We start from the raw sequence: 22,797 nt of genomic DNA, 5'->3' as shown, positions 1-22,797 counted from the left end.
GGGGCGCTCCCTTGGATTCGATGTGCGGTTGAACCGAAGCTAGACAGAGCTACTGACTGAGCACTTGATGCCGACTGAACGACAACTCGGACGCCGGTGTCGCGCGGCGGACGATCGTCAGGAGGTACAGGAGCAGGCCGGCCGAGGTGAGCACGAACCCCGCCCAGACAGTGGCCAAGGCGCCCCGGCCGGCGTCGAGGGTGATCGCGCCGCCGATCGCGCCGAGGGAGTTGGCCAGGTTGAGAGCGGCGAGGTTAAGCGCGCCCATCAGAGCCGGCGCGTCCGGGGCGAAGCCGGTCAGCCGCACCTGGACGGTGGGGATCGCGAACATCATGGCCGCACCGACGCCGAACAGGCAGAGGAACAGCACCGCCAGGTTGCTGCCGGCCACACCGATCGGCACGAGCAGGGCCAGCGTTCCGCCGTACCCCCCGATCAGTCCGCTGTGTTCGGAGCGGTCGGCGATCCGTCCGCCCAGGTGGTTGCCGGCCGCCATGCCGAGGCCGAAGACGGCGAGCGCGACCGGGATGAGCGAGGCGTCGCGGCGGGCCGCGTCGGTGACGAACGGGCCGATGAACGTGTAGACGGCGAAGATGCTCGAGATTCCGAGCGCCGCGACCGCGACCATCAGCCAGACGTTGACCCGGCGCAGCGCGCCCAGTTCGTCGCGGATCGAGCTGCCGCGCAGGTCGCCGGTGCGCGGCAGCCAGGCGACCAGGGTGAGCCCGGCCAGCGCGCCGATGGCGACCACGGCCCAGTACATGGCGCGCCAGCCGGCGTTCTGGCCGATGACGGTGCCCAGCGGCGAGCCGATGATGGTAGCGATCGTGAGCCCGCCCATCACTGTGGCGAATGCCTTACCGCTCCTTCCCGGGCCGTACACGTATGCGGCGACGACGGCGCCCGCACCGAAGAACGCGCCCTGGACGCTTCCGGCGACGAACCGGAAGACGACCAGCAGGGTGAGGTTCGGCGCGAGCGCGGACAGGCCGTTGCCGGCAAGGAACAACACGATGAGGCTGAGCAGCAGGGTGCGCCGGTTGACCCGGGCGGCGAGAAGGGTGATCGCTGGGGAGCCGATGATGACGCCGGCGGCGTACGCGGTGATCGCGTACGTGGCGACGGGGAGAGGGACGTCCAGGTCGGACGCGGTCAGCTGGATGATGCCGTTGCTGCCGAACTCGCCGGTGCCGATCGCGAAGGTGCCCAGTGCCAGAGCGAAGAGGGTCAGCTTCGGCGATCTGACGACGCCGTGCCGGTTTTCCGCGAATGCGCACTGTCCTTCGTAGGCGCGTTGATGCACGGTTTCGTCCTCTCAGCGTGCGGCGCGTTTGATCAGGTCGGTGGTCGCGGCCGGTTGCGAGATCATCGCGACGTGCGAGGCGTCAATCTCCCGGACCCGCGCGCCGGCGCGTTGTGCCATGAACCGTTGGGCCGCGACCGGCAGCACCAGGTCCTCGCGGGCCGCGAGAAACCAGGAGGGGATGCTGGTCCAGGCCGGCGCACCGGACGGTTCACCCAGGGCGCGCAGGTCAGCCGGGCGCTGGCCGGCCCACATCAGCCGGGCGGTGGTTTTCGGCACGTCGCCGGCGAAGACGCTCGGGAAGGCGTCACGTTGGATGTAGGCGTCGACGAGGCCTTCACCGTAGGGGCGGAAGTCGAGCGCCGCCTCTGTCAGCCGGCTTCCGGGGTGCCGGTTCTGCAGGTCGAGCAGGGTTTCACCCTGGTCCGGCGCGAACGCGGCCACGTAGACCAATGCCTGCACGTTCGAGTTGCCGTTGGCTGCGTTGGTGATGACGATTCCACCGTAGGAGTGCCCCACGAGCACGACCGGGCCGCCGATGGTGGCCAGGACGCTGTTCAGGTAGGCGGCATCGACGGACACGCCGCGCAGCGGATTCGCCGGTGCGATCACCGGGTAGCCGTCGCGCAGCAGCCGGCCGGCGACCTCGTTCCAGCCGGACGCGTCGGCGAACGCGCCGTGCACGAGCACGACGGTTGGCTTGGCACTTCGAGCGGCGGTTCCGGCCTGTGCGGCAGGGGTGCTCAGCATGGCGCCGGCGGTGATCGCGGCAGATCCGGCAAGAAGGATACGGCGAGTGGCCATCATCGGATACCTTTCGTGACGAGTGATTCGCGGATCAGCATGCAACCGTTTACTTGACAATTGGTGAATGAGTGCGATGGCCGTCTGAATAAGCAATTCAGCGCTTGTCAAGTGCCCGGTTCTAGGTTCCTCGCATGTCTTTTCTTCTTGAGTTCGCCCGCGATCCGATGACGGTTGGTGCGATCGCACCGAGCGGCTCGGCGCTGGCTGAGGTCGCGACGGCAGCGCTGCCGCGGACCGGTGCCCCGGTGGTCGTCGAGCTGGGCCCGGGCACTGGTGCGTTCACCGGGGTCATCCAGCAGCGCCTCGCGGGCCGCGGCCGGCATGTCGCGGTGGAGGTCAACGCCCGGTTCGCGCGCCGGCTGGCGGCGCTGCATCCGGCCGTCGACGTGGCGATCGCGGACGCGACCGACCTCACCGCCGTCCTTCTGAAGCGCCGGCTCGATCGCGCTGACGTCATCATCAGCGGCCTTCCGTGGGTCGCCTTCGCCGAAACCGATCAGCGCAACGTGTTGTCCGCGGTGGTCGACAGCCTGGCACCGGACGGCGTGTTCACCACCTTCGCTTACGTGCACACCCGGTGGGCGCCTCCGGCCCGGCGCCTGCTGCGATCGCTGCGGGAAGGCTTCGACGAGGTGCTGATCAGCCGGACGGTCTGGGCCAACCTGCCGCCCGCGCTGGTGTACTACTGTCGTCGACCGCGCTGGTCGTCATGCCTGCAGTAGGCAGTGCCTGGCAGGCCAGCTCCGGCCGCGACACCACAAGACCATCCCGGCGCATAAGTTACTCGCCGGTAACTTGGTGGTTGGGGTCACGTCCCAAGCACTGGGCCGCGGCTCCCGTGGGTGACGCGTTCTAACAGTGGCGAAAAAAGTGTCAGGACAGCTCGGTGGTGTCGTCTCTGTTATCGAGCCCGGCAGCGTGCCGCGGCCCCTAGACAGGAGGCGTCCCATGCTGAGCACAGTCACCCGGACCCGCACCGCAGCCCACCGCGCTGCGCTCGGGCTGATCGCGCTAGCCGTCTCGAGCGTCTTGGCGCTCGGGGGAATCGCACTCACGGCGGGCACGGCTTTTGCCGCCGGGCCGCAGGGGCCTGACGGCCTCGCACCGGTCCCGGTCTCGACGGTCGTTGCAGACCCGACGCCGCAGCCGCTTGATCCGCAGGGCGCCGGTCCGGTCGGCCCTGGAGGCGGCTCGCTGGCCCCGTGCGCGGGCTTTGACGTCGAGCAGGGCGTCTACGACAACTGTGAGCACCCCGGCCCGGAGCGGCCTTCCGGCCCTCCGACCGTCGACCCGTGTGAGGAGCCCACCGAGGATCCGGTCGGTGACCTGCCCAAGGCCTCCCTGAACGTTCCCACAGACGATGGGACGGACCTCGACCTCACCGGCGAGGTTGCCGAGTGCGAGGTGCCCACCCCCGGAGACAAGGTCACCTTCACCGGCTGAGCCACCCACCTGCCCGCCATACCGACCCACGCCACGAAGGAAGCAACGTCATGACCAGTTCCGAGCCCGGCGCGAGCCGGACCCCCGCCCGGGTCGCCGTCCTCTCGGCCGTGGCCCTGCTTGCGACCAGTGTGGCCCTGACCGGCTGTACGTCCCGGTCGTCCGCGACCGGCCCGGCACCGACAAGCGCCGCACCGGCGAGTGCCGCACCCACGGGGGCATCCGAGCGGGAGGCTGGCGCGTACCCGGTGGCGCTCGTGCGGAGGCAGGTGAGCGTTCACGAAGCCCCGGACCCCGACAGCGACTCGGTGGAGCTGTCCACGACGACGTCTCTGGGCACCCGGCGTGTGCTGCGCGTCCTCGGGGCCGCTGCGAACGGTCAGTGGCTGGAAGTCAGGGTTCCGTCGCGGCCCAACAACACCGAGGGTTGGGTCCGTGCCGCCGACGTCACCATCCGAGCCGTACGCCATCACATTGCCATCGACCTGAGCGAGCGCACCCTGGTGCTCAGCGAGGACGGATCTCCGGTCCTGACGACGTCGGTCGCGGTCGGTACACGCGACAACCCGACACCGACGGGGGAGTTCTTCATCACCGACAAAGTCGCCACCAAGGCCGGCGGCGCCTACGGGCCGTATGCCTTCGGCCTGTCGGCCTGGTCGGAGACGCTCAGCGAGTTCGGTGGTGGCGATGGCCAGATCGGGCTGCACGGCACCGATCAACCCGAGTTGATCGGGCGAGCGGTCTCACACGGCTGCATCCGGCTGCCGAACAAGGTCGTCTCGCAGCTCGCGGCGCTCCTGCCGATCGGGGTTCCCGTAGACGTCAAGGTCTGAGGGCCGTGAGAATCAGTCTCATGCGCGACGACGATGCCGGAACGGTGTACCGGTCCGGTCGCAGCGACGCCGACCTGGCACTCGCTGCGACCGGCGGGGATCGCTCGGCGCTCGGGGAGATCTACGACCGCTTCGCACCTCGGATCCACTCCCTCGCCGTCCGGCAGTTGCGTGATCGCGAGGCCGCCGCCGATGTCACCCAGGACACCTTTGTCCTCGCCGCCCAGCGGCTGCCCAGCCTGCGCGAGCCTGATCGGCTGGGGCCCTGGCTGTTCGCCATCGCCCGGCACCAGATCATCGACCACATCCGGCGCGAGCGACGCCACGTCGTCACCGACCGTATTGAGGACTACGACATACCCGCCGAGGGGTCGCCAGGCTACGACCGGGTCCGTGCCGAGGAGCTGCGCACATTGCTGACCGACACCCGGGCCGGCCTCGACAACCGCGACCGTCTGGTGCTTGAGCTCGCCTACGGCGAGCAACTCGCCGGCGCCGACATCGCGGCAGCCCTGGGCATCGGCGAGGACAACGCCCACCAGCTGCTCAGCCGTGCCCGGCAGCGGCTGAGGACGTCACTGGGCGCGCTGCTCGTCGCTCGTCGCGGCCGCCGGGACTGCCCCGACCTGGCCGGGCTCCTCGAGGGCTGGAACGGGACGTTCTCGACGGTCTGGCGCAAGCGGGTGGCACGGCACGTGGACACGTGCGACATATGCGCCACTCTGGAACAGAGGGTGCTATCGCCCGCCGCGCTCAGCGTCGCGCTACCGGTCCTGGCCCTGCCCGCCGATCTGCGCGAACGGGTGCTTTCGAGCAGCTTCTCGGAACCGACCAGTGCGACGGCTGGCACCGCTCCCACCACGACATCCACGCCGACCCGGGAGGCCTGGCGCGAGGACGGGTTCCCGCCCGGAGCAGACGGAGGGCTCGACCTCCTTGCCACCGGCAGGGCGCGGACCTGGCCGCGTAAGACCCTCCCGCTGATCGCGGGCGCCGCCATGCTCAGCATCGTCCTGATGGTTGCAGCAGCACTCGCGGGGACATCGTCGGACCCACTCGAGCGAGCATCCGGTGGACAGCCGAGCGGCGGTACGACCGCGGTCCCGACGACGAGATCCGACCCGAGCACGACCGTGTCAGCTTCCCCGCTCACACCGTCGAAGACCCCCGACTCCGGGAACGACCCACCGCCTGCGCCCGCGACGCCTCGACTCGTCGTGAAGCCGGGGGGAGACGGGGACCCGGTGGCACTGTCCACAGGCGCAGCGGTCCTGGCAGTGGCCGTGTCCCACACCGGCCGGCGGACGGTGGACATCTCACTCGATGCGCCCGACGTGCTGCAGGTCACGCCCGTCAGGCTGTCGGTGCCCCGAGGCGGATCAGCGCAGGTCGAACTGAGCTGGCGGGCGGCTGCGGCCCGAGGCGCGGACCCGGTAACGCTCACCGTCCGGGCGGCAGGGTTCGAAACGGTCACGATCACCGTGGTCCAGAAGAGAAAGCCAGTGCTCCGGCCCCGACTCGAAGCCAACGGCGTGCTCGGGCCGCTGTGGGCGCCAGGTAACCTGTCCGACTCGTTCACGCTCAACAACGATGGTGACGCCACAGCGGACTGGGTCGCGACACCGACACCCGCCGGGCTGACGGTGTCGCCGCGACAAGGGCGCCTGGAGCCCGGCGAGTCGATCACCCTCAAGGTCGCCATCCCCAGGACCGGCCCACCCACCCGTAGCGGCGGGCAGGTCGTCCTGACGGCAGCCGGCAGCCCCGATCTCACGGTGGCTGTGCCCTGGATCGCCCCCGGGTGAGCCCTGGCGCACGTACAGAGTCGGACTCGTCGTCGTACAGCTGTCCAGCAGCTCGATCGCCGGCGTGGGTCGGCGATCAGCCCGCGCAGTTGCGGCGCCCAGGGCAGCCGGGGCCGGGTGGGTCCTTCCAGGAAGAGAGGCCTGGGTGGTGGCGGATCGGGTCTGACCTGACCGGCGAGCGTCCGCTGTCACGGACGGCCGCCGGTGCCGCTCAGGGGTGGCGCCGCAGGCCCGCCGCCGTCGGTGGCGGCGGGAGTTCAGGGATGCCGTACCGCCCCGCGGGCGCCAGCCGGTACCCGGGCGGCGATGCCGAGAAGTTCCGGGCACGCCGGGGAGGGCAGTGGTCTGTCTTCGGGGTCCGGCCAAAACCGCTCTGCCGGGCAGACCGGGGCGGCCAGTTCGGACACCGGACGGAACCAGTCGGTGAGCTCCGCTGCCGGGCGGGGAACAGGCCGGCGCCGAGGGTCGTCCACAGCGAGCAGAGCAGGTTCTGCGCGTCCCGGTCCTCGCCAGCCTGGGGCTGGGTGAGGTGGGTGGCCACCATCCAGCTACCCGGTGCGAGGTAGCTGGCGATCCGGGCGACGACCCACCAGGGCGCGGCCAGCTCGGGTATGAGGTCGAGGACCCCGGGCAGCAGCACGGCGCACGGCTCGCTGAGGTCGAGGAACTCGGCCGCTTCCCCGTTCAGGATGGTGCCGGGGTCGCTCGGATCACCGCAGATCATGAGGGCGTTCGGGTGGTCGCGTAGCTCCCGCTGGCCGAACAGCACGGCGGCCAGGTCGTCGGCGGCGTTGTACCTGCCGGAAATGTCATCCGGGCAGGTCAGGCAGCATGTTCGTATTCGTGGAGGATGCCTCCGAGGCGGTCGTGTCGGTGGATGTTCAGGTGGGTGAGCCGGTCCGGGTCGGTGATCGGTTCGGGTAGCGGTGCCAGTGGCCGGGCGTTGGTGATGCCCTGATGCGGACGGTGTTCGTTGTAGAAGGTCTCGTACTCGCGCAGCGCGTGCAGCAGGTGCCGCTGGTTGAGGATCAGAGTGCAGTCGAGGAGTTCGCGGCGGCAGGTTCGTACCCAGCGTTCCATGATCGCGTTCATTCGGGGTATCCGTACCCCGGTGAGTACGACGTCGATGCCGGCGTCGGTGAGGATCGTGTCGAACAGGGCCGGGTATTTGCCGTCCCGGTCGCGGAGCAGGTATTTCACCGGGCGTCCTGCGTCTTCGAGGTCCATGACCAGGTTGCGGGCGGTCTGGGTCACCCAGGCTGCGGTGGGATGTGCGGTGGCGCCGAGGATCCGGACGCGGCGGTTGGCGTGGTCGATGACGGCCAGGACGTACATCTTGGTGCGGGTCAGGGTGGTCGTTTCGAAGAAGTCGGCGGCGATGATCGCGTGGCCCTGGGAACGTAGGAACGCCGCCCACGTGCTGCTGGTGCGCTGGGGTGCCGGCTCGACGTCGGCGTCTTTGAGGATCTCCCAGACGGTGGACGCGGCGACCTTGACGCCCAGGACGAGGAGTTCGCCGTGGATGCGGCGGTATCCCCAGGTGGTGTTCTCGCGGGCCAGGCGCAGGACGAGGCGGCGGATGGACCCGGATGGTTCGTGGCCGTCCGGCGTGTTGGGGTCGGGAACGTCGGGCGTGTCGTCGGGCGATCAGATCGCGGTGCCAGCGCAGCACGGTCTCCGGGCGTACCAGTAGTCGCAGATGGTTCAGTACGGTTTGTGGTAGTGGGTGCAGCAGGGCGGCGAGCCAGGCCCGGTCGGCTCGCGTGAACTGGACCCTTTCGCCGTGTAGCTGTCGTTGCAGGACCAGGATCTGGTGCCGGAGCGCGAGGATTTCGGTGTCCTCGTCACGAGCATCGGCCCCACCAGAGCCGTTACCAACGCCCACCCAACGCCACGGAAACCGGCCAGCCGTCGTCGACCTCGCCTCGGCGCGGATCTGCCGTAGGAAGATCCTCAACGGACTGATCAACGAATACTCGCAGGCAGCGTTGCCCGAACCGCGATTTCGAGCGGTACAGGCAAGGCCACCAGCTCGGTCTCGGCGCCGTGGCTTTCCCTGTCAACTCTGATCGTGTTGCGGAGACCCAAAGCGGGACCTAACTCTGCCTACCTCGGAGTCGCTCATTGTAACTAGATGGGCCGACTGTCTCCCGCGGTCCGCGACGCCTGAGGAACGTGCCTGGGGAAACCACCCACGTCGTCCGGGCCTGCGACGTGGCTCAGAGCGCGACTGGTCCTCGTCTCGCCCTTGATCGAGTCGTGATTCACGCCTTAATATGTCGCCCGTGACGGCGGGCCATTCATATGCATATATGAAGAATTCGATGATTGTCGACGACCGAATCGGACTGGAGACGTCGGGCGGACGGACCGCGCGCGGACGGGCGGCCCATCCACATTTCTTCTCCGGCTTCCTGACCACCCCGCGGGTCGCTGCGGCCGGCCTGCTGGCCGTCGCCGACGTGGCCGCCGCCCGCTACTACCAGCCGCTGCTCAAGGCGTCCCTCGATCCGGTGGTCACCGGCAACGGCGACCGGTTGCGCTTCGAGTCGTTCTCCGCCTGCGGCGGCGTGTACGCGCGCCTGGATGTGCTCGAGGACGGCCTCGACGGCGGTGAGCCCGGGCAAGGCACCACGAACGTCGACGTCAACAATCCGCTGCGCCTGGCTTTGTCCCGGATCACCGGGGCCGATCCGATGCACCTACGCGTCGGCCCGGACGAACTCGCCGTCACCACCCTGGACAGCCCGCTCGTCGAGAAGAAGGTCGCGCTGCCCGACCGTTGGCTCCGCGGTTTCGCCGAGACACAGCTGATCGCGTCCGGCATGGACGTGCGGGCCGAGTTGCCCGCGGCCGAGGCGACGCGGCTGCTGCGTGGCCGGGCCCCGGACGGCTGGCTGATGCCGTCCGGCCGGGCGTTGCGCCCGACCGGCCGGCCCGCCCCTGGCGCCGTGTTCCTCGGCGGCCCGGACCGCCTGGCCGCGCTGGCCCGGGTGATGCGGCACGCCGCCGCCCTGCGGGTGTACGGCCCACCGGTCACTGCCGGCTGCCCACCACGATCCAGCGCCTGGGAAGCGGTGCTGCCTGGAATGCGGCTGACCCTGATGCTGTCGCCACGCGCCGCCCGTGGCTTCTCCGGCGAGGGCGCGGTCCTCGACGACATGGGATCGGCCGAGGATGCCGAGCTCGTCTCGGTGCTCCTCGCCTGGGAGCCGCGCATCGACGTGGCGGATCTGGCCGACCGATCCGGCATGCCGACCGACCGGGTCCGCGCCGCGCTGACCCGGCTCGGCACCGACGGCCGGGTCGGGTACGACGCGGCGGAGGCCGCCCACTTCCACCGCGAGCTCCCCTTCCGGGCCGGCCGGGCGGAGCGGCACAACCCGCGGCTGCGAGATGCCCGGACGCTGGTGGAGGCGGGCGCGGTGACCGTCGACGGCGACGCCGCCACCGTCCGGTCGGGTGATCGCGTCTATCTGGTCAGCCGGTCGGAACGGTCCCTCGGCTGCACCTGCACGTGGTGGACCGAGCACCGCGGCGGTCGTGGTCCCTGCAAACACGTCCTGGCCGTGCGCATGACAACCCGAGGAGACGACGAGTGACCGCCGACGCATTGTTCGAAGCGATCCGGGCCGGCGACCGGGAGCGCGTCCGGGACGTCGTCGAGACGCTCGACGAAGCGACCCGCAAGAAGAGCTTGCCGGCCGTGCGGAAGTTCCTCGACGTACCCGACTGGCCGGTCTTCGACGCGGCCGAGCTGGCCGGTCTCGGCTGTCAGGCCACGCCCGCCTCGGCGGTAAAGTGGATCCTGGCCACGGATCGCAAACGGTCGCGCCTGGCCGGCGGGTCGGGAAACCTGTTTCCGGCGGAATCGCTGCCGTTCCTGCCGCGGCGGGATCCAGCCTTTCTCGGCGAACTGACCCATCTGCTGGCCGCCACCCTGGATCAAGGGCGGCATTTCGAGTGGGGCACGCATCCGCGATGGGCCCTGATCCAGGCCCTGCAGACGATGTCGGGATGCGCGACGCCGACCAGCGAGGGGTATGCCGCGCTCTACATGAGGATGGTCGACAGACTGGACGACCTCCGGGCCGATCCGGCCACCGGGACGCTGCTGCCCATCGCCCTAGATATCGACGGCGCCGGCACGTACATCGACCGGATGGAGCGAAGTCAGGCGGATTACGAAAAACGTATGGCGAATACCGGCCAGGAGTACACCGCCACCCCGGGCTGGAAGGACGTGCTCGTGGCCCTGACGGAGTCCGGCGAGCTCGATCGCGCGGCGCTGATCGACCAGTGTGCCGGGCGCCTGATCCGCGGCGGGAAGTCGCAGGAGCTGCGCGCATTCCGGCAGATCCTGGATCGGCTGGAACTGACCGACGACGAACTCACCCATCGGGCCGGTGACTGGGCACGGGTGGCGGCCGACGCGGAGACGCCCGCCGCCGGTGACGCCGTCGCCCGGTTGCGCCGGCTGACCGAGACGGGCCGGCTCGCCCCGGCCGGGCTCACCGACGCTTCGCGGGAGATTCTCGCGCGGCCGGAGAAGACTGTGGTGGTGGCCCAGCTCAAGGTAATCGGTGTCGCGCTCGGCGACCACGGGTACGCGCCGAGCACGCTGCTCCCGGCCGTCGCGGTCGCGTTCGGCCACGAGGACGCATCGGTTCAGGAGCAGGCGTGGAAGATCGTGGTGAAGCACATCTCGGCGGTTGACGCGGAGGCGCGTACCCAAGTGATCGAAGCCCTGCCCAACCTGACACCGGATCTGCAGAGCAAGGCCCGGGCCGAACTCGGCACCGCCGAGGAGGCGGACGTCGACCATCGGGAGACACTGCCGCCGATCAGCCGGCCGCTGCGTGCCGTGCCGCACGAGACGCTAACCGAGCTTGTGCAGGACGTGGCCGTGCAGTTCGAACAACGCTGCCCGGAGGGATGCTGCTGGCACGGATGGCGGTGGACCGAGCGGGCCGAGCAGATCCTGGACGGGCTGGTCCGGTTCGCTCACCGGGACCGCACGAAGCTGGCCGAAGCCTTGCGCACTCTCGAGTTTCGTCACGAGTGGGAGGCGCGAGAGAACCCGCCCGGATTCGGGATCCCCCTCGTCGCGAAGGTCCTGACCGGCGAGGTGGCCATCGAGGACGTGCCGAACCGGCCGCCGGCCGGCAACCACACCGGCGGGCGCTGGGACGGAGAAGACGTCATCGACGACATCTGGAAGATGCGGACCTGGGAGGCCGCCCACCTGATCGGCTTCGACGCGCCGCTGCTGCTCGCCACGCCGTCCTGGAACACCGGGGCGATCGAAACGGACGCACTGGTGGAACGGCTCGCGGAGTACGCGCGGCAGAGCCGGCCGGCCGGACCGGTCGACTTTGATCAGGCGCTGCTGCGCATGCGCCGCACACAACCCGGCCCGGAGCGCGACCGGCTGGCCGCGGCGGCGGCGGCGCTGGGCACGCGGGACGGCGCCCGGCTGGCGGAATGGATGTCGATCGACGGCCTGCGGATCGCCGAGGAGGACGCGGACATCGTCCTGCCGGTCGTACGGGAGACCTTCGGCGACCCGGTCCGGCGGCTCGGCGATCGTCAGCGCAGCCACCGGTCCAGCGACCTTCGTCTGCGACAGTGGGTCGCCACGACGCCGGTCCTGCGCGGGCACATCGTGGACCAGGCATTGCGGATCAAGGCGCACAAGACGACGGGGTGGGCCAGTGATCTGCCGCTGCTGGTGGAGGCGGACGGCCCGATGACACCGGCCATCCACGAACTGGTGGCCAACGGCCTGGCCCGGGCCGACCGGGCGGAGTGGCCGGGACTGATCGACGGGCTGCTCCAGCTGATCGCGCGCGGCGAACTCGACCCGGTGCGCTGCGGCACGGAACTCGGCCGGGTCAACGCGGCCTGGTCCGGGAGGGAGCACCAACCGCCGGAGCCGCTGGATCTGCTGACCGAGCTGGCTCGGGCCGGCGCGCCGGCCACGGTCTGGGGCATTCTCTCCGGCGCGCTGCCCGGCCTGCTCCCGGAGGGCCGGCGGCCGCGCAAGATCGGTGCTCTGCTGTCGCTCGCCGCGGACTGCGCGAGCCGGGTCGGTGCGGCCGGTGCGATCGACGGCCTGGACGCGGTGGCCGATGCCAAGGGCAGCTCGCTGACCGTCAAACAGGCCCGCCGCCTGCGCGACTACCTGAGCCGGTAAGCCGCGGTCCCGCTGACCCACGGTGTACCGGTCCTTCGTCCGCTGGGAGGAGGCCGGCGTCACGGAGAACCTGCTCACCGTGTTGCGGGTCAAGGCCCGGCTGGCCCAGGGCCGCGCTCCGGAGCCCTCGGTCGGGGTGTTGGACTCGCAGAGCGTCAAGGGCTCCGACAACGTCAGCATGCTCGGCGATCGTCCAGCCGTTACGCCGATCCAAGCCCGCGACCAGACCACGCATGTACCGCGCCGCCCGCGACCGCCGCTCCACCCGCAAGCCGGCCAGGTGGCAGGTCCTCAACCGGTTGACCGGCAGTTTTGTAGAACAGGTGCGGCCCATCTGGGATCACTGTGTTAGCTCTGTTGATTGGACTTGTCGTCCTCAGCCTGCAGTCTGGCTTGTAGTCGGGCACGGAGAGCGGCCTGTGTGTCGTCCGTGCGAGCGGCCGGTGCCGGGCGGCGGCTTCGGGGGCGGCGCAGCCCGGCGCCGTAGGTGTCGGTGTGCTTGAGTCTGGTTTCCGGCGCCAGTGGCGCCGGCCAGGCGATCATGAGGTAGTCCTCGACGGGTTCGGGAACGCCTAGGTCGATTGCGGTGTCGCGGCCGCGGGCATGTAGCCGGATCCGGTAGTCGCCCGGACCCGCGATGGTCAGGACGGGAAGCTCTGGCGCGTCGCTGAACACGCCGGAGACCACCATTCGGCCGGCCGGTGCGTGCACCGAAACCTCGACCACGTCGTCCCATGCCTCGGTGTCGACCGTGGACGGCGGGCTGTCGCGGGCGTCGACGGTGACCCGCACGGGCCCGGAGCTGATACCGGTGAACACCACGATGCCGCCCGGATGGACTGAGGCAAGCCCGTTGGTGAAGTCGAGTGGCGAACGAAGGTTGATGCCGGTGTCGGCCAGGTGGAACAGGTGCTCGGAAACCGGTACGTCCCCTCGGTTGTCCACCACGACAGGTTATCCGTCCCTTACGGTGTGATCCAGACGTAGAAAGCGTCGCCGTTGAGCATCCGTTGATCGAGGTAGAAGGAGCCGAGAGCGTTGCCGCCGTCGCTGTTGTCGGTTTCGTCGATCATGCAGGCGCTGTAGCCGCTCGGCCCGGTTCCGGCCGGTAGCGGCACCTGGCATCCTTCGAAGGTGCGGCCGGGTCCGCCGCCGGTGGAGGCGCCCTGTTGGCTGGACTGGAACGGGTATTCGTCGCAGCTGAGTCCGGCTGGTCGTGGGTAGCTGGACGGGCAGGCGCGGCGGTAGTTGGCGTCCTGTTGCGCGGCGTCGATCAGGCGGTTCAGCGGGGCCGGGTGCGACAGGCCGTAGTCGGGGTGCGAGCCGGCAAGCCCGGAGTCCTGCGCGGCCAGAATGTGCCAGGCGAGTTCCTCGTACGGTCCCGAATAGCTGTAGAGCATCATCGGCGCGATGTCGCGGATGACGCAGCCGGCCACCGTGTTGTTGCCGGGCAGGTTGTGATCGCAGCGGGTCACTGGCGGAGTCACGGCCACCGGGGTCGACGGCGCCGTCCAGGCCGGGTTGGTGAAGAAGTACGACCAGGTCACGGTGGCGGTGCCCACCGATCCGCGAGCGGTGGCGGTGGATCGGAAGAACGCCTCTCCGTCCGGCAAGCTGGTCAGGGTCACACGGCCTGGGGCGGGAAGTCGGAACTGTTCACCGTGCACACGCCGATGCAGGAGGCGCTACCCTGCGCGAAGGTGCCGCCGATCTCGCCCCATCCGCCGTACATGTCGAGCAAGACCTGATACCCGAACGTGGGGCTGCTGGACGAGGTGAACTCGAAGGCGTACTGGTCGAAGTAGATTTGCCCGATCACCGCGCCGGTGTTCAGGTTGATCACATTCAGCGTCAGGTCCGCGTATGAACAGATCCATTCGCGGCCGATCTCATAGCTGAAGATCCAGGAGCCTGGTGCGTCGTTGCACCAGTCAGGGAACGGCTCCAGCCGTGCTGACGGACCCGGCTGCCGTGCCTTGCCCGTACTCGACTTGGTCGGTTCGAGACAGCTGATCGATGTCTTGCCGGTCTTCGCCGCCGCGCGGGCGAGTTCCGGCAGCCGCGCCTGGACCGTCGTGCAGCCATCGACCGTACGGCTCGCACTCGGTGTGAGCACAGTTGCCGAGGCCGGGGCAGGTTTCGCCTCCGGCGGGGTCCGGTCGCTTGCGGCGGCGGGCTGCGTCGTGGTGGCGAGCATCAGCACGATTCCCGCCGCGGGCATGAGCATCTTGCGCATTGGTCCTCCCCTGGATCAAGTCCATTGAGGACGATTTCGATCGATGGAGATCGACTAAACCCATTGGGCGTGCCATCACGGTCATCGTCGTGGCGAACCGCGACCCGGATCGGGCGGCGGTCACCTTCGGCGTTGTCGGGATCCTGCTCGTCGGCATCGCGCCGGGCGCTGTCTTCGTGCGATCGTGCCCTGTTCCCCAGAGGTGGCGGGCTCGTCCGGCACGGTCGTACCCTGCACGACATGACGAAAGACGTCGATGAGCAACCGTCGGACGGGCCGCGGCGAGGGCCTCGATCGGGGCGCGTCTGGTGGTCCCTGCTGCTGGTCTTCGTCGTTGCCAGCGCCGCCGCGACCCTGCTGCCGTTGGTGCACTCCCTGCGGCCCTCCGGCACCCCGGTGGGCGGGCCGTCGGCATCCACCCTGGTCGTGCACGCGTCGCGTGGGGCGGCCCCGGGCGCCGGGGCACGCGCCGTAGTGTGCCCCGCACCGCCGCCGGGCGCGAGCGATGACGGATACTGCGCCAGGATCGGCCTCGACGGTATTCGCCGGGCTGTGCTGACAGCAGCGCAGTCAGACGGCGCCGCCCGGCTCGCCCCCATCATCGACTCGGCCGTGAACGGCACCCGCAGCCGCCGCACGCAATGCGACCCCGACTCGAGGGCTTGCGCTCTGATTCTCGGCCCCGCCGATGCCGGCAAGGTCCGCCGCGCGTTGACCGCAGCCGGGTTCCCGGATGCGATCGTCCGCACGGCCCGCCCCGACGATCCCGCACCGACCGGTGCGGTGCTGTACGCCGTCGCCGCCCGGCGGGCCTGCCTGCTCGGCTTCCAACCCACGGGTGACGCCGCCGGACCCGGCTGGACCCAGATCGCGGGCCGGTTACCCGACGACACCTGCCTGAGCAGTTGACCCCGTGTCGGCAAGGATCGACCGTCGTTGCGCCCGCGACTATGCCGATGGCACGTTCCACCCCCGATATCTCACTGCGGGACCGGCACCGCCGGCGTCGACACAGCTCGGGGACATGCTCGCCGCGGCCACCAGCCTGTGGCTGGCAACCCGGGTGTGCGCCGAGGTCCGCATCACCTACGGCACCCTCGACGGCACCGTGGTACTGCGGCGTGACCCGCTACCGGCCGAACCGGCATCGGTGGTGGTCAGTTGCGGGTGGGTGCGGTCTTGGGGTTGCGCTCGTTGACGAAGGTGCCGGGGCGGAAGTCGACGAACGCGGGACGGAGGAGACACCATGCGTACCGCGAAGCTCGGTGGACTCGAGGTCTCCCGCATCGGCCTCGGCGCCATAGGGATGTCGCACGGCTACACCGGCGCCGGCAGCGACGACGCCGAGTCGATCCGCACCATCCACCGGGCGGTCGAGCTCGGTGTCACGCTCGTCGACACGGCGGAGATCTACGGCCCGTACCTCAACGAGGAACTGGTCGGCAAGCTCGGCGGATCTCCATCCTGGGTGGTCTGACATCGGCGAGTCCACGAATTCCGGCGAGACCCCCCGAATCCATGCCCGCACTTTGCGTGGGCCGGGGATGGGTGGATCCGCTGGGTCCTCGTCGAGGTTTGCCGCTCAGCGCTGGAGGTCTCGGGCCACCTCGCGCAGGGCGTCGTCCAGCGGCTGGGGCTTGAGGTCGAAGGTCTCCTCGGTGGCGGCGGAATCCATGATGAACGGGCGGTCCCACTGGTAGCGGGTGGTGCGCAGTTCACGCACGATCGGAACGAACACGCCGGCGGTCCACAGCGCGGCGTACGGGACCGCGGTCAGTTTCGGCGCCGGTGCCCCGGCGACCTCGGCGAACCTCGCGGCGAGCTGGCGCAGGGTCAACGGCGCATTCGTGGGGGCGTGCCAGGCCCTGCCCCAGGCCCGCGGGTCAGCAGCGACGGCGATCAGGGCGGCGGCTGCGTCGTTGACCGAGGTGAAGCTGTGCGGCTGGTCGGGTGCGAAGGTCACCACCGTCCGTTTGCCGGCGAGCACCGGTTTGGCGACCATCAGACCGAAGGCTCCGGTGCCCTGGACGAAGTCACTGGACCGGACCTCGGTGGCGCGGATCCGCCCGGCCCGGTGGGCGGCGAGCGCGTCGCGCCACATCTGGGCGCGCAGCCGCAGCTTCGGATGAGTCGCCGTGAGCGGGGTGGTTTCACTCATCGGCCCGGTCACCAGGCCGTAGCCGTAGAGGGTGGCGGCGGAGGCCAGGACCGCACCGGTGCGTTCCGCGGCGGTCATCAGGGCGGACGCCAGCGGGGGCCAATCGGTCAGCCACCGGTCGTAGCGCGGGTTCGCGGCGTTGTACAGCGCTGCGGCGCCCTCGGTGATGGCGGTCAGTCGCTTGCCGTCGGTGGCGTCGGCGGCGATCCGCTCGATGGCCGGGTGTTCGGGGCCGGAGCCGCTGCGCGTCACGATCTTGACCTGCTCGCCACGGTCGGCCAGTAGACGCGCGGTGGCCACCCCCACACCGCTGGCGCCGACGATCACGTGTAGAGACATCGAAGCTCCTCATCGTTCGAGAGCGTATGCTCTCTCGTGAGTACTACTGTTCATGTTGAGGAGGTACCCGTCAAGAGCGATTGCTCTCGAATGTGTCACACTGTTCCTTATGACACGTCCCTCGGTGCCTGGCCGGGTCCGAGCCCGCGTTCGGGCTGAGATGATCGGTGAGATCAAGTCGGCCGCGCGGCACCTGCTGACCACCGACGGCGCGAACCTGTCGCTGCGGGCGGTCGCGCGGGAGATGGGCATGGTCTCCTCGGCGCTGTACCGCTATTTCGCCAGCCGCGACGACCTGCTCACCGCGCTGATCACCGATGCGTACAACGGGCTGGGGGACGCGGCCGAAACCGCGGACGCCCAGGTTGCCGACCGGGGCGACCTACGCGGTCGGTGGCTGAGCACCTGTCACGGCGTACGGCGGTGGGCGCTGGCCAACCCGGCGGACTACACGTTGATCTTCGGTAGCCCGGTGCCCGGCTATACCGCACCGCCGGACACCCTGCCCGCGTCAACGCGGACCCAGCGCGTCCTGACCGGTATTTTCATCGACGGCGTCATCAGCGGTGGGCTGACCGATCCGGGCGCCGGCGATATCCCGGACGACGTGCTGGCCGACTGCACCCGCATCCGGTACACCTACCTGCCCGACCTGCCGGAAGCATCGCTGGCACACGCTCTGCTCGGCTGGACCCACCTGGTCGGCGCCATCACCTTCGAGCTGTTCGGTCAGCTCAAAGACGTGATCGAGGCCCGCGAGTCCTACTTCGACTATCAGATGCGCCAGATCGCCGACCTGATCGGCCTGTAGCCGCATACGGCCGGGCGCCCCCCCGGAAGGTGGCGGCCGGCCCTTCGAGTGCACGGCGCAGCGCTGCGCCGCACACTCTTGGCATCTGATCCGAACCGTCGGGATCAGGCCGGTGCTCGCCTGTCTGCGGTGGCTTCGGCCGTACGCTGGAGATGCCGGCCCGACGACGAAGCGCTTGTGCGCCACAGCTCCCTGGCCAACCAGAGCGACCCGACGGCAATGAGCACGCCGTGCGCGATCCGTACGGGCGGCGGTGCGAATAGCTGTGGCAGGAACGCGGCGATGCCCACCGCGAGCGGTATGCCACTCGCGCGGGCGAGCACACCGGAACGCCAGATCGCTACGGCGGCCAGGACGATGCTGAGTGCGAGCAGCAGCATGCCGGTGCCGCTGGTCAGGATGGGGCCGGGGCTCTGTCGGGACGTTTCGATCACGTTGAGCAGGTTGATCTGGGGGTTGTTTGCGGCTTCGAGCGCGGTGGCGTGCAGGCCGAAGTCTTCGGCGCCTTGCCCCGGCACGGCCAGGCCGGTGCCGAGCCAGCCGGTCAGCAGCGCGGCGTATGCGAGCGGCTCCGCCCGGGTGCGGCTGAGCACGGTGTGCAGCGTGAGAAGGCTGAGCGCCAGCAGGACGAAGCCGATGATGCCGAAGAGATGGGCGGCGACCCACGCGGTGGAGCTCATCGCGGTGGTGGCGCCGGCGAGGGTGGATTCGTCCTCGTAGGGGCGAGTAACGGGGTAGAGGAGGAACAGGACGCCGGCCACGGTCAGGGCGGCGGCGCCGATTCTGATGCGGTTGGGGGAGGTCGTCACGTCGGATCGGTCCGTCCTGTTTGCGATGGCTCGGGTCATCGTCAGAGCAGTTTGTCGAGAGTGATGGGCAGGTCGGTGACGCGTTTGCCGGTGGCGTGGTGGATGGCGTTGGCGATGGCTGCGGCGGCGCCGGTGATGCCGACTTCGCCGGCGCCGAGCACGCCGAGCGGGGTGGTGGGGTCCGGGTCGCCGAGGCAGTGGATGTCGATGGCGGGGATGTCGGCGTGGGCGGGGACGTGGTAGTCGGCCAGGTTGGCGTTCATGATCCGGCCGGTGTTCGGGTCGATGAGGGTTTCCTCGGCCAGGGCCATGCCGATGCCCATGACGATGGCGCCGCGCAGTTGACTGCTCGCGGTCTTGGGGTTGATGACGGTGCCGATGTCGAAGACGCCCAGCCAGCGCGAGACCCGTACTTCGCCGGTGTCCGGGTCGACGCGGACCTCGCAGAACTGGGCGCCGGAGGCGGCGCGTACCCAGCGGCGGCTGTCGCGGATGTACCGGGCGAAGAACCGCATCTGCCCGGCCATGGCGCCGAAGCGGGTGTCGGAGCCGAAGCCGGCCTCGATGTCGGCCCGGCCGGCCCTGGTGAGGATCTGGGCGTAGGTTTCGCCGATCGCCGGCTGGTCGGTGCGGTAGAGGCCGCCGTCGCGGGCCTGGAGGTCGGCCAAGCGGTGCCGGCGAAGCGACGAGTCGGGGGAGTGGTGGGCAAGGCTGAGCACGGCGGCTTTGAGTTTGTCGCAGGCGGCCAGCAGGCTGGCCGCGATGGTGGCGGTCTGGGTGGAGGCGGCGGCCTGCGGGGCGACGGGCAGGGTGGAGTCGCCGTAGTCGACGCGTACCGCGTCCAAGGGCACGCCGAGCGCGTCGGCGGCGATCTGCGCCTGGACGGTGGCCGCGCCCATGCCCATCTCGTGCAGCCCGCATCGGACCAGGACGGTGCCGTCGGCGGACAGCCGTACGGTGACGCTGGCACTGAGCTGGTTGGCGGGGTGGTAGGCGGTCGCGACGCCCATACCGACCAGCCACTTTCCGTCGCGCATCGAGCCCGGCTCCGGGTTGCGCCGGCCCCAGCCGAACCGTTGCGCACCCACCTCGTAGGCCTGGCGCAGCCGGCGGTGCGAGAACGCCTTGCCGTCCAGCGGATCGGTGTCGGGCTCGTTGCGCATGCGCAGCTCGATCGGGTCGATGGCGAGCCGGTGGGCCAGTTCGTCAACCGCCGACTCCACGGCGAACGTGCCGACCGCCTCGCCGGGCGCGCGCATGAACGTGTTCGGGATCAGGTCCAGCTCGACGAGGTTCTGCTGCAACAGCATGTTCTGCGCGGCATACAGGTGCCGAGACTGGTAGGTCACCTGGTCCGGCATGCCGCCGATCCGGCCGATACGGGCCACGCTGGTGTGGATCAGTGAGGTCAGGCTGCCGTCGGTGGTGGCACCGAGCGCGACACGCTGGGCCGTGGCGGAGCGTCCGCCGACGATGCGGTAGACGCCTTCGCGGGTGAGCATCATCCGTACGGGACGGCCGGTGACCCGGGCGGCGAGCACGGTGAGCACCGTGTTGGGCCAGACCGCCGCCTTACCGCCGAAGGCGCCCCCGACGAACAGGGAGATGACCCGTACGTCCGGGGCCGGGATGCCGAACCGCAGGGCGAGATGCGTGCGGGTCCAGTCGATGTTCTGGGTGGCGTCGTGCACGGTCAGCCGGTCGCCGTCCCACGCTGCGGTGGTGGCATGCGGTTCGATCGCGTTGTGGTGGTGGGTCGGCGTGCTGAACGTCATGTCCACCGACATCGGCGCCGCGAGCAGCGCCGCCTGGGCGTCTCCCTTGCGTCCGGATGCGGGCAGGAACGCGTTGCCTTTCTGCGGTACGGCGGTGTCCTTCGCGGCGTCGAAGTCCACCAGGGCCGGCATCTGCTCGTAGGTGACCCGTACCAGATCGGCGGCGTGGCGGGCGGCCTCCAGGGTGTCGGCGACGACGACCGCGACGGGTTGGCCGTTCCAGTGCACCTCGTCGGTGTTGAGGTAGTTGACGTTGATCGGCGAGGCTCGGGTGCTCAGGTCCATCGTGCTCGGCTTGGGCGGTGGCTTCATGGCCGGCGCGTTCTGGTGGGTGATCACGGTGAGCACGCCGGGATGTGCCTGGGCGGCCGAGGTGTCCAGCTGGGTGATCCGGCCGCGGCTGATCGTGGCATAGACGAGCGCGGCATACGCCAGGTTCGGGTACGGGTACTCGGCGGAGTAGCGGGCCGCACCGGTGGTCTTCGCCGTCCCGTCGAGCCGGTCGACCGGCTTGCCGACAGCACCGCCGGTCGCTTCGCTGCGGGCGTCGCGCGCTCGGGTCTGCGTCATTGCGCACTTCCATCGGTGAGGAGCTGTCGCAGGGTGGCGACGATCGTCCGTTGCGCCAGCTCGATCTTGAACGCGTTCTCGGATTGGGGCGTCGCGGCGGCGAGTTCGGCCTCGGCCGCGCGCCGGAACGACTCCTCGGTGGCGGGGGCGCCGAGCAGGACCCGCTCGGCCTCGAAGGCCCGCCACGGCTTGGCCGCGACACCGCCGAGCGCGAGCCGTATGCCGGTGACCGTGCCCTTCTCGGTGGTGAGGGCGGCGGCGACGGAGACCAGGGCGAAGGCATACGAGGCCCGGTCGCGGACCTTGCGGTACCGGGAGTGGGCCGCGACCGGTGCCGGCGGTAGGTCGACTGCGGTGATCAATTCGTCGGCGGCCAGCACGGTCTCGATATGGGGGGTGCCGCCGGGCAGCCGGTGCAGGTCGAGCAGCGGGATCCGGAGGATCCCACGCGGGCTGTGTATCTCCACCTCGGCGTCCAGGGCAGCCAGTGCGACGGCCATGTCCGACGGGTGGGTGGCGATGCAGTGCTCGCTGGCGCCCAGAATCGCGTGGCTGCGGGTGAATCCGCCGATCGCGTCGCACCCGCTGCCCGGTGTCCGCTTGTTGCAGGCGGCCGCCCGGTCGTAGAAGTACATGCACCGGGTGCGCTGCAGTAGGTTCCCGCCGACGGTGGCCATGTTGCGCAGCTGCCCGGACGCGCCGGCCAGCAGCGCCTGCGACAGCACCGGATAGCGGGCGCGGATCAGCGGATGCGCGGCCAGCACGCTGTTGCGCACCAGCGCGCCGATGCGCACGCCGCCGCCGGGCAGCTCCGCGACGGCGGTCAGCGGCAGGCCGGTGATGTCGACGACCGTGTCCGGCGCTTCGATGCCCACCCGCATCAGGTCGACCAGGTTCGTGCCGCCGCCCAGGAACTTCGCATGCGGATGCTCGGTGATCGCGTCCAGCGCCGTCGCGACGTCCGGCGCGCTCACATAGGCGAAGGACTTCACGGTGTCGCCACCTCCTGGATGGCCGCGACGATGCCGTTGTAGGCGCCGCAGCGGCACAGGTTGCCGCTCATCCGCTCCCGGATCTCGGCATCCGACAACGTGATGTCGCTCGCGCCGACGTGCTCGCTCACCGCACTGGGTGCCCCGGCGGAATGCTCGGCGAGCATCCCGATCGCCGAGCAGATCTGCCCGGACGTGCAGTAACCGCACTGGAAGCCGTCGTGGCGCACGAACGCCGCCGGCAACGGATGCCCGGTGACGCCCTCGATCGTGGTGATGTCACGGCTGGCGTACTGCACCGCAAGCGCCAGGCACGAGTTGATCCGCACCCCGTCGACCAGGACCGTGCAGGCGCCGCAGGCACCCTGATCACAGCCCTTCTTCGTGCCGGTCAGGCCGACCTGCTCGCGCAGAGCGTCGAGCAGGCTGACCCGCGGCTCCACATCGAGCAGCTGGACGGCCCCGTTGACCCGCATGCGTATCTCCACTACTGGGCTCCTTCGTTGTGCGGCGCTGGTTGCCGAGCGGCCGGCCGGCTGACAGCGCACGACGTCAGGTTCGGGGTGCTGAATGGTGCTGCTCCCTACCTGGGCAATCGGGCTTGCCAGGCGGCGGGCGTCGCCATGAGGGAAAGCCGAGAGCGTGTGCTCTTTAATCGGAGCCAATGTTCACGCCAGGCGGCCCTCGTTGTCAAGAGCAAGTGCTCTCGTAAGCGTC

General features: G+C 69.9%; 20 protein-coding genes and 1 pseudogene. 9 read left to right on the top strand and 12 right to left on the bottom strand.

Translation table 11 applies throughout. The annotated features are described in order from the left end of the window. Positions 1–49: 49 nt before the first annotated feature. Both DMB66_RS19665 and DMB66_RS19660 read right to left on the bottom strand, forming a co-directional pair. Positions 50–1,303 (bottom strand): MFS transporter, encoded by a 1,254-nt coding sequence (locus tag DMB66_RS19665; RefSeq protein WP_125805554.1) that lies wholly within the window; start codon positions 1,301–1,303, stop codon positions 50–52. A gap of 12 nt (positions 1,304–1,315) precedes the next feature. Then, a complete protein-coding gene (locus tag DMB66_RS19660; RefSeq protein WP_370318777.1) occupies positions 1,316–2,218 on the bottom strand; it encodes an alpha/beta fold hydrolase in 903 nt (300 codons plus the stop codon). A gap of 23 nt (positions 2,219–2,241) precedes the next feature. Between DMB66_RS19660 and DMB66_RS19655 the strand changes: the two genes are divergently transcribed. The 4 genes from DMB66_RS19655 (at position 2,242) to DMB66_RS19640 (ending at position 6,194) form a co-directional block, all read left to right on the top strand. Then, positions 2,242–2,832 carry a class I SAM-dependent methyltransferase gene (locus DMB66_RS19655; protein ID WP_125805553.1) on the top strand — a complete coding sequence of 197 codons (591 nt, stop codon included), beginning with the start codon at positions 2,242–2,244 and terminating at the stop codon, positions 2,830–2,832. A 226-nt stretch (positions 2,833–3,058) separates the two neighbouring features. Next, a complete protein-coding gene (locus tag DMB66_RS19650) occupies positions 3,059–3,553 on the top strand; it encodes a hypothetical protein (RefSeq protein WP_125805552.1) in 495 nt (164 codons plus the stop codon). A 50-nt stretch (positions 3,554–3,603) separates the two neighbouring features. Beyond that, entirely contained in the window at positions 3,604–4,389 is a 786-nt protein-coding gene (locus DMB66_RS19645) for a L,D-transpeptidase (protein ID WP_125805551.1), read from the top strand. Between the two features lie 20 nt (positions 4,390–4,409). Continuing rightward, positions 4,410–6,194, top strand: a complete 1,785-nt coding sequence (locus DMB66_RS19640) for a sigma-70 family RNA polymerase sigma factor (RefSeq protein ID WP_125805550.1) — start codon at positions 4,410–4,412, stop codon at positions 6,192–6,194. 211 nt (positions 6,195–6,405) lie between these two features. Here DMB66_RS19640 and DMB66_RS19635 read toward each other — a convergent pair whose 3' ends face one another. Continuing rightward, a complete protein-coding gene (locus DMB66_RS19635; RefSeq protein ID WP_158647288.1) occupies positions 6,406–6,963 on the bottom strand; it encodes an SAM-dependent methyltransferase in 558 nt (185 codons plus the stop codon). Positions 6,964–7,016: 53 nt separating this feature from the next. Continuing rightward, positions 7,017–7,529, bottom strand: a complete 513-nt coding sequence (locus DMB66_RS19630) for an integrase core domain-containing protein (RefSeq protein WP_233624707.1) — start codon at positions 7,527–7,529, stop codon at positions 7,017–7,019. Between the two features lie 989 nt (positions 7,530–8,518). Here DMB66_RS19630 and DMB66_RS19625 point away from each other — a divergent pair. Together DMB66_RS19625 and DMB66_RS19620 are read left to right on the top strand one after the other, a co-directional pair. Beyond that, entirely contained in the window at positions 8,519–9,796 is a 1,278-nt protein-coding gene (locus DMB66_RS19625) for an SWIM zinc finger family protein (protein ID WP_233624706.1), read from the top strand. Further along, a complete protein-coding gene (locus tag DMB66_RS19620) occupies positions 9,793–12,390 on the top strand; it encodes a DUF6493 family protein (protein ID WP_125805548.1) in 2,598 nt (865 codons plus the stop codon). The genes DMB66_RS19625 and DMB66_RS19620 overlap by 4 nt, the downstream gene beginning before the upstream one ends. 348 nt (positions 12,391–12,738) lie before the next feature. On the opposite strand, the gene DMB66_RS19615 is transcribed toward DMB66_RS19620, so the two are convergent. The 3 genes from DMB66_RS19615 to DMB66_RS19605 are packed head-to-tail and all read right to left on the bottom strand — an operon-like array spanning position 12,739 to position 14,626. Continuing rightward, positions 12,739–13,335 carry a hypothetical protein gene (locus DMB66_RS19615; protein WP_125805547.1) on the bottom strand — a complete coding sequence of 199 codons (597 nt, stop codon included), beginning with the start codon at positions 13,333–13,335 and terminating at the stop codon, positions 12,739–12,741. Positions 13,336–13,355: 20 nt separating this feature from the next. After that, complete coding sequence (locus DMB66_RS19610) at positions 13,356–14,003, bottom strand: hypothetical protein (protein WP_125805546.1); 648 nt, start codon at positions 14,001–14,003, stop codon at positions 13,356–13,358. Positions 14,004–14,014: 11 nt separating this feature from the next. Next, on the bottom strand, positions 14,015–14,626 hold the full coding sequence (locus DMB66_RS19605; RefSeq protein WP_125805545.1) for a hypothetical protein: 612 nt from the start codon (positions 14,624–14,626) through the stop codon (positions 14,015–14,017). A gap of 240 nt (positions 14,627–14,866) precedes the next feature. Here DMB66_RS19605 and DMB66_RS19600 point away from each other — a divergent pair, with 240 nt between their 5' ends. Beyond that, positions 14,867–15,535, top strand: a complete 669-nt coding sequence (locus DMB66_RS19600) for a hypothetical protein (RefSeq protein WP_125805544.1) — start codon at positions 14,867–14,869, stop codon at positions 15,533–15,535. A 337-nt stretch (positions 15,536–15,872) separates the two neighbouring features. Next, positions 15,873–16,073 (top strand): annotated as a pseudogene (locus DMB66_RS19595) (aldo/keto reductase); the annotation flags it as partial. Positions 16,074–16,208: 135 nt separating this feature from the next. On the opposite strand, the gene DMB66_RS19590 reads toward DMB66_RS19595, so the two are convergent. Further along, positions 16,209–17,123 (bottom strand): NAD-dependent epimerase, encoded by a 915-nt coding sequence (locus DMB66_RS19590; protein ID WP_125805543.1) that lies wholly within the window; start codon positions 17,121–17,123, stop codon positions 16,209–16,211. Positions 17,124–17,283: 160 nt separating this feature from the next. On the opposite strand from DMB66_RS19590, the gene DMB66_RS19585 reads away from it, so the two are divergent. Then, positions 17,284–17,934: a TetR/AcrR family transcriptional regulator gene (locus DMB66_RS19585; protein WP_233624705.1), complete on the top strand. Its 651-nt coding sequence runs from the start codon at positions 17,284–17,286 to the stop codon at positions 17,932–17,934. Positions 17,935–18,038: 104 nt separating this feature from the next. Here DMB66_RS19585 and DMB66_RS19580 read toward each other — a convergent pair whose 3' ends face one another. The 4 genes from DMB66_RS19580 to DMB66_RS19565 are packed head-to-tail and all read right to left on the bottom strand — an operon-like array spanning position 18,039 to position 22,568. Continuing rightward, positions 18,039–18,743 carry a hypothetical protein gene (locus DMB66_RS19580; RefSeq protein WP_125805541.1) on the bottom strand — a complete coding sequence of 235 codons (705 nt, stop codon included), beginning with the start codon at positions 18,741–18,743 and terminating at the stop codon, positions 18,039–18,041. Positions 18,744–18,784: 41 nt separating this feature from the next. After that, complete coding sequence (locus DMB66_RS19575; RefSeq protein ID WP_125805540.1) at positions 18,785–21,088, bottom strand: xanthine dehydrogenase family protein molybdopterin-binding subunit; 2,304 nt, start codon at positions 21,086–21,088, stop codon at positions 18,785–18,787. Next, complete coding sequence (locus tag DMB66_RS19570; protein WP_125805539.1) at positions 21,085–22,080, bottom strand: xanthine dehydrogenase family protein subunit M; 996 nt, start codon at positions 22,078–22,080, stop codon at positions 21,085–21,087. The genes DMB66_RS19575 and DMB66_RS19570 overlap by 4 nt, the downstream gene beginning before the upstream one ends. Continuing rightward, positions 22,077–22,568, bottom strand: coding sequence for a (2Fe-2S)-binding protein (locus tag DMB66_RS19565; protein WP_370318768.1), 492 nt, complete (start codon positions 22,566–22,568; stop codon positions 22,077–22,079). The genes DMB66_RS19570 and DMB66_RS19565 overlap by 4 nt, the downstream gene beginning before the upstream one ends. Positions 22,569–22,797: the final 229 nt, after the last annotated feature.

This window comes from Actinoplanes sp. ATCC 53533 (assembly GCF_003947245.1).
This window is presented reverse-complemented; position numbering and strand designations above follow the sequence as displayed.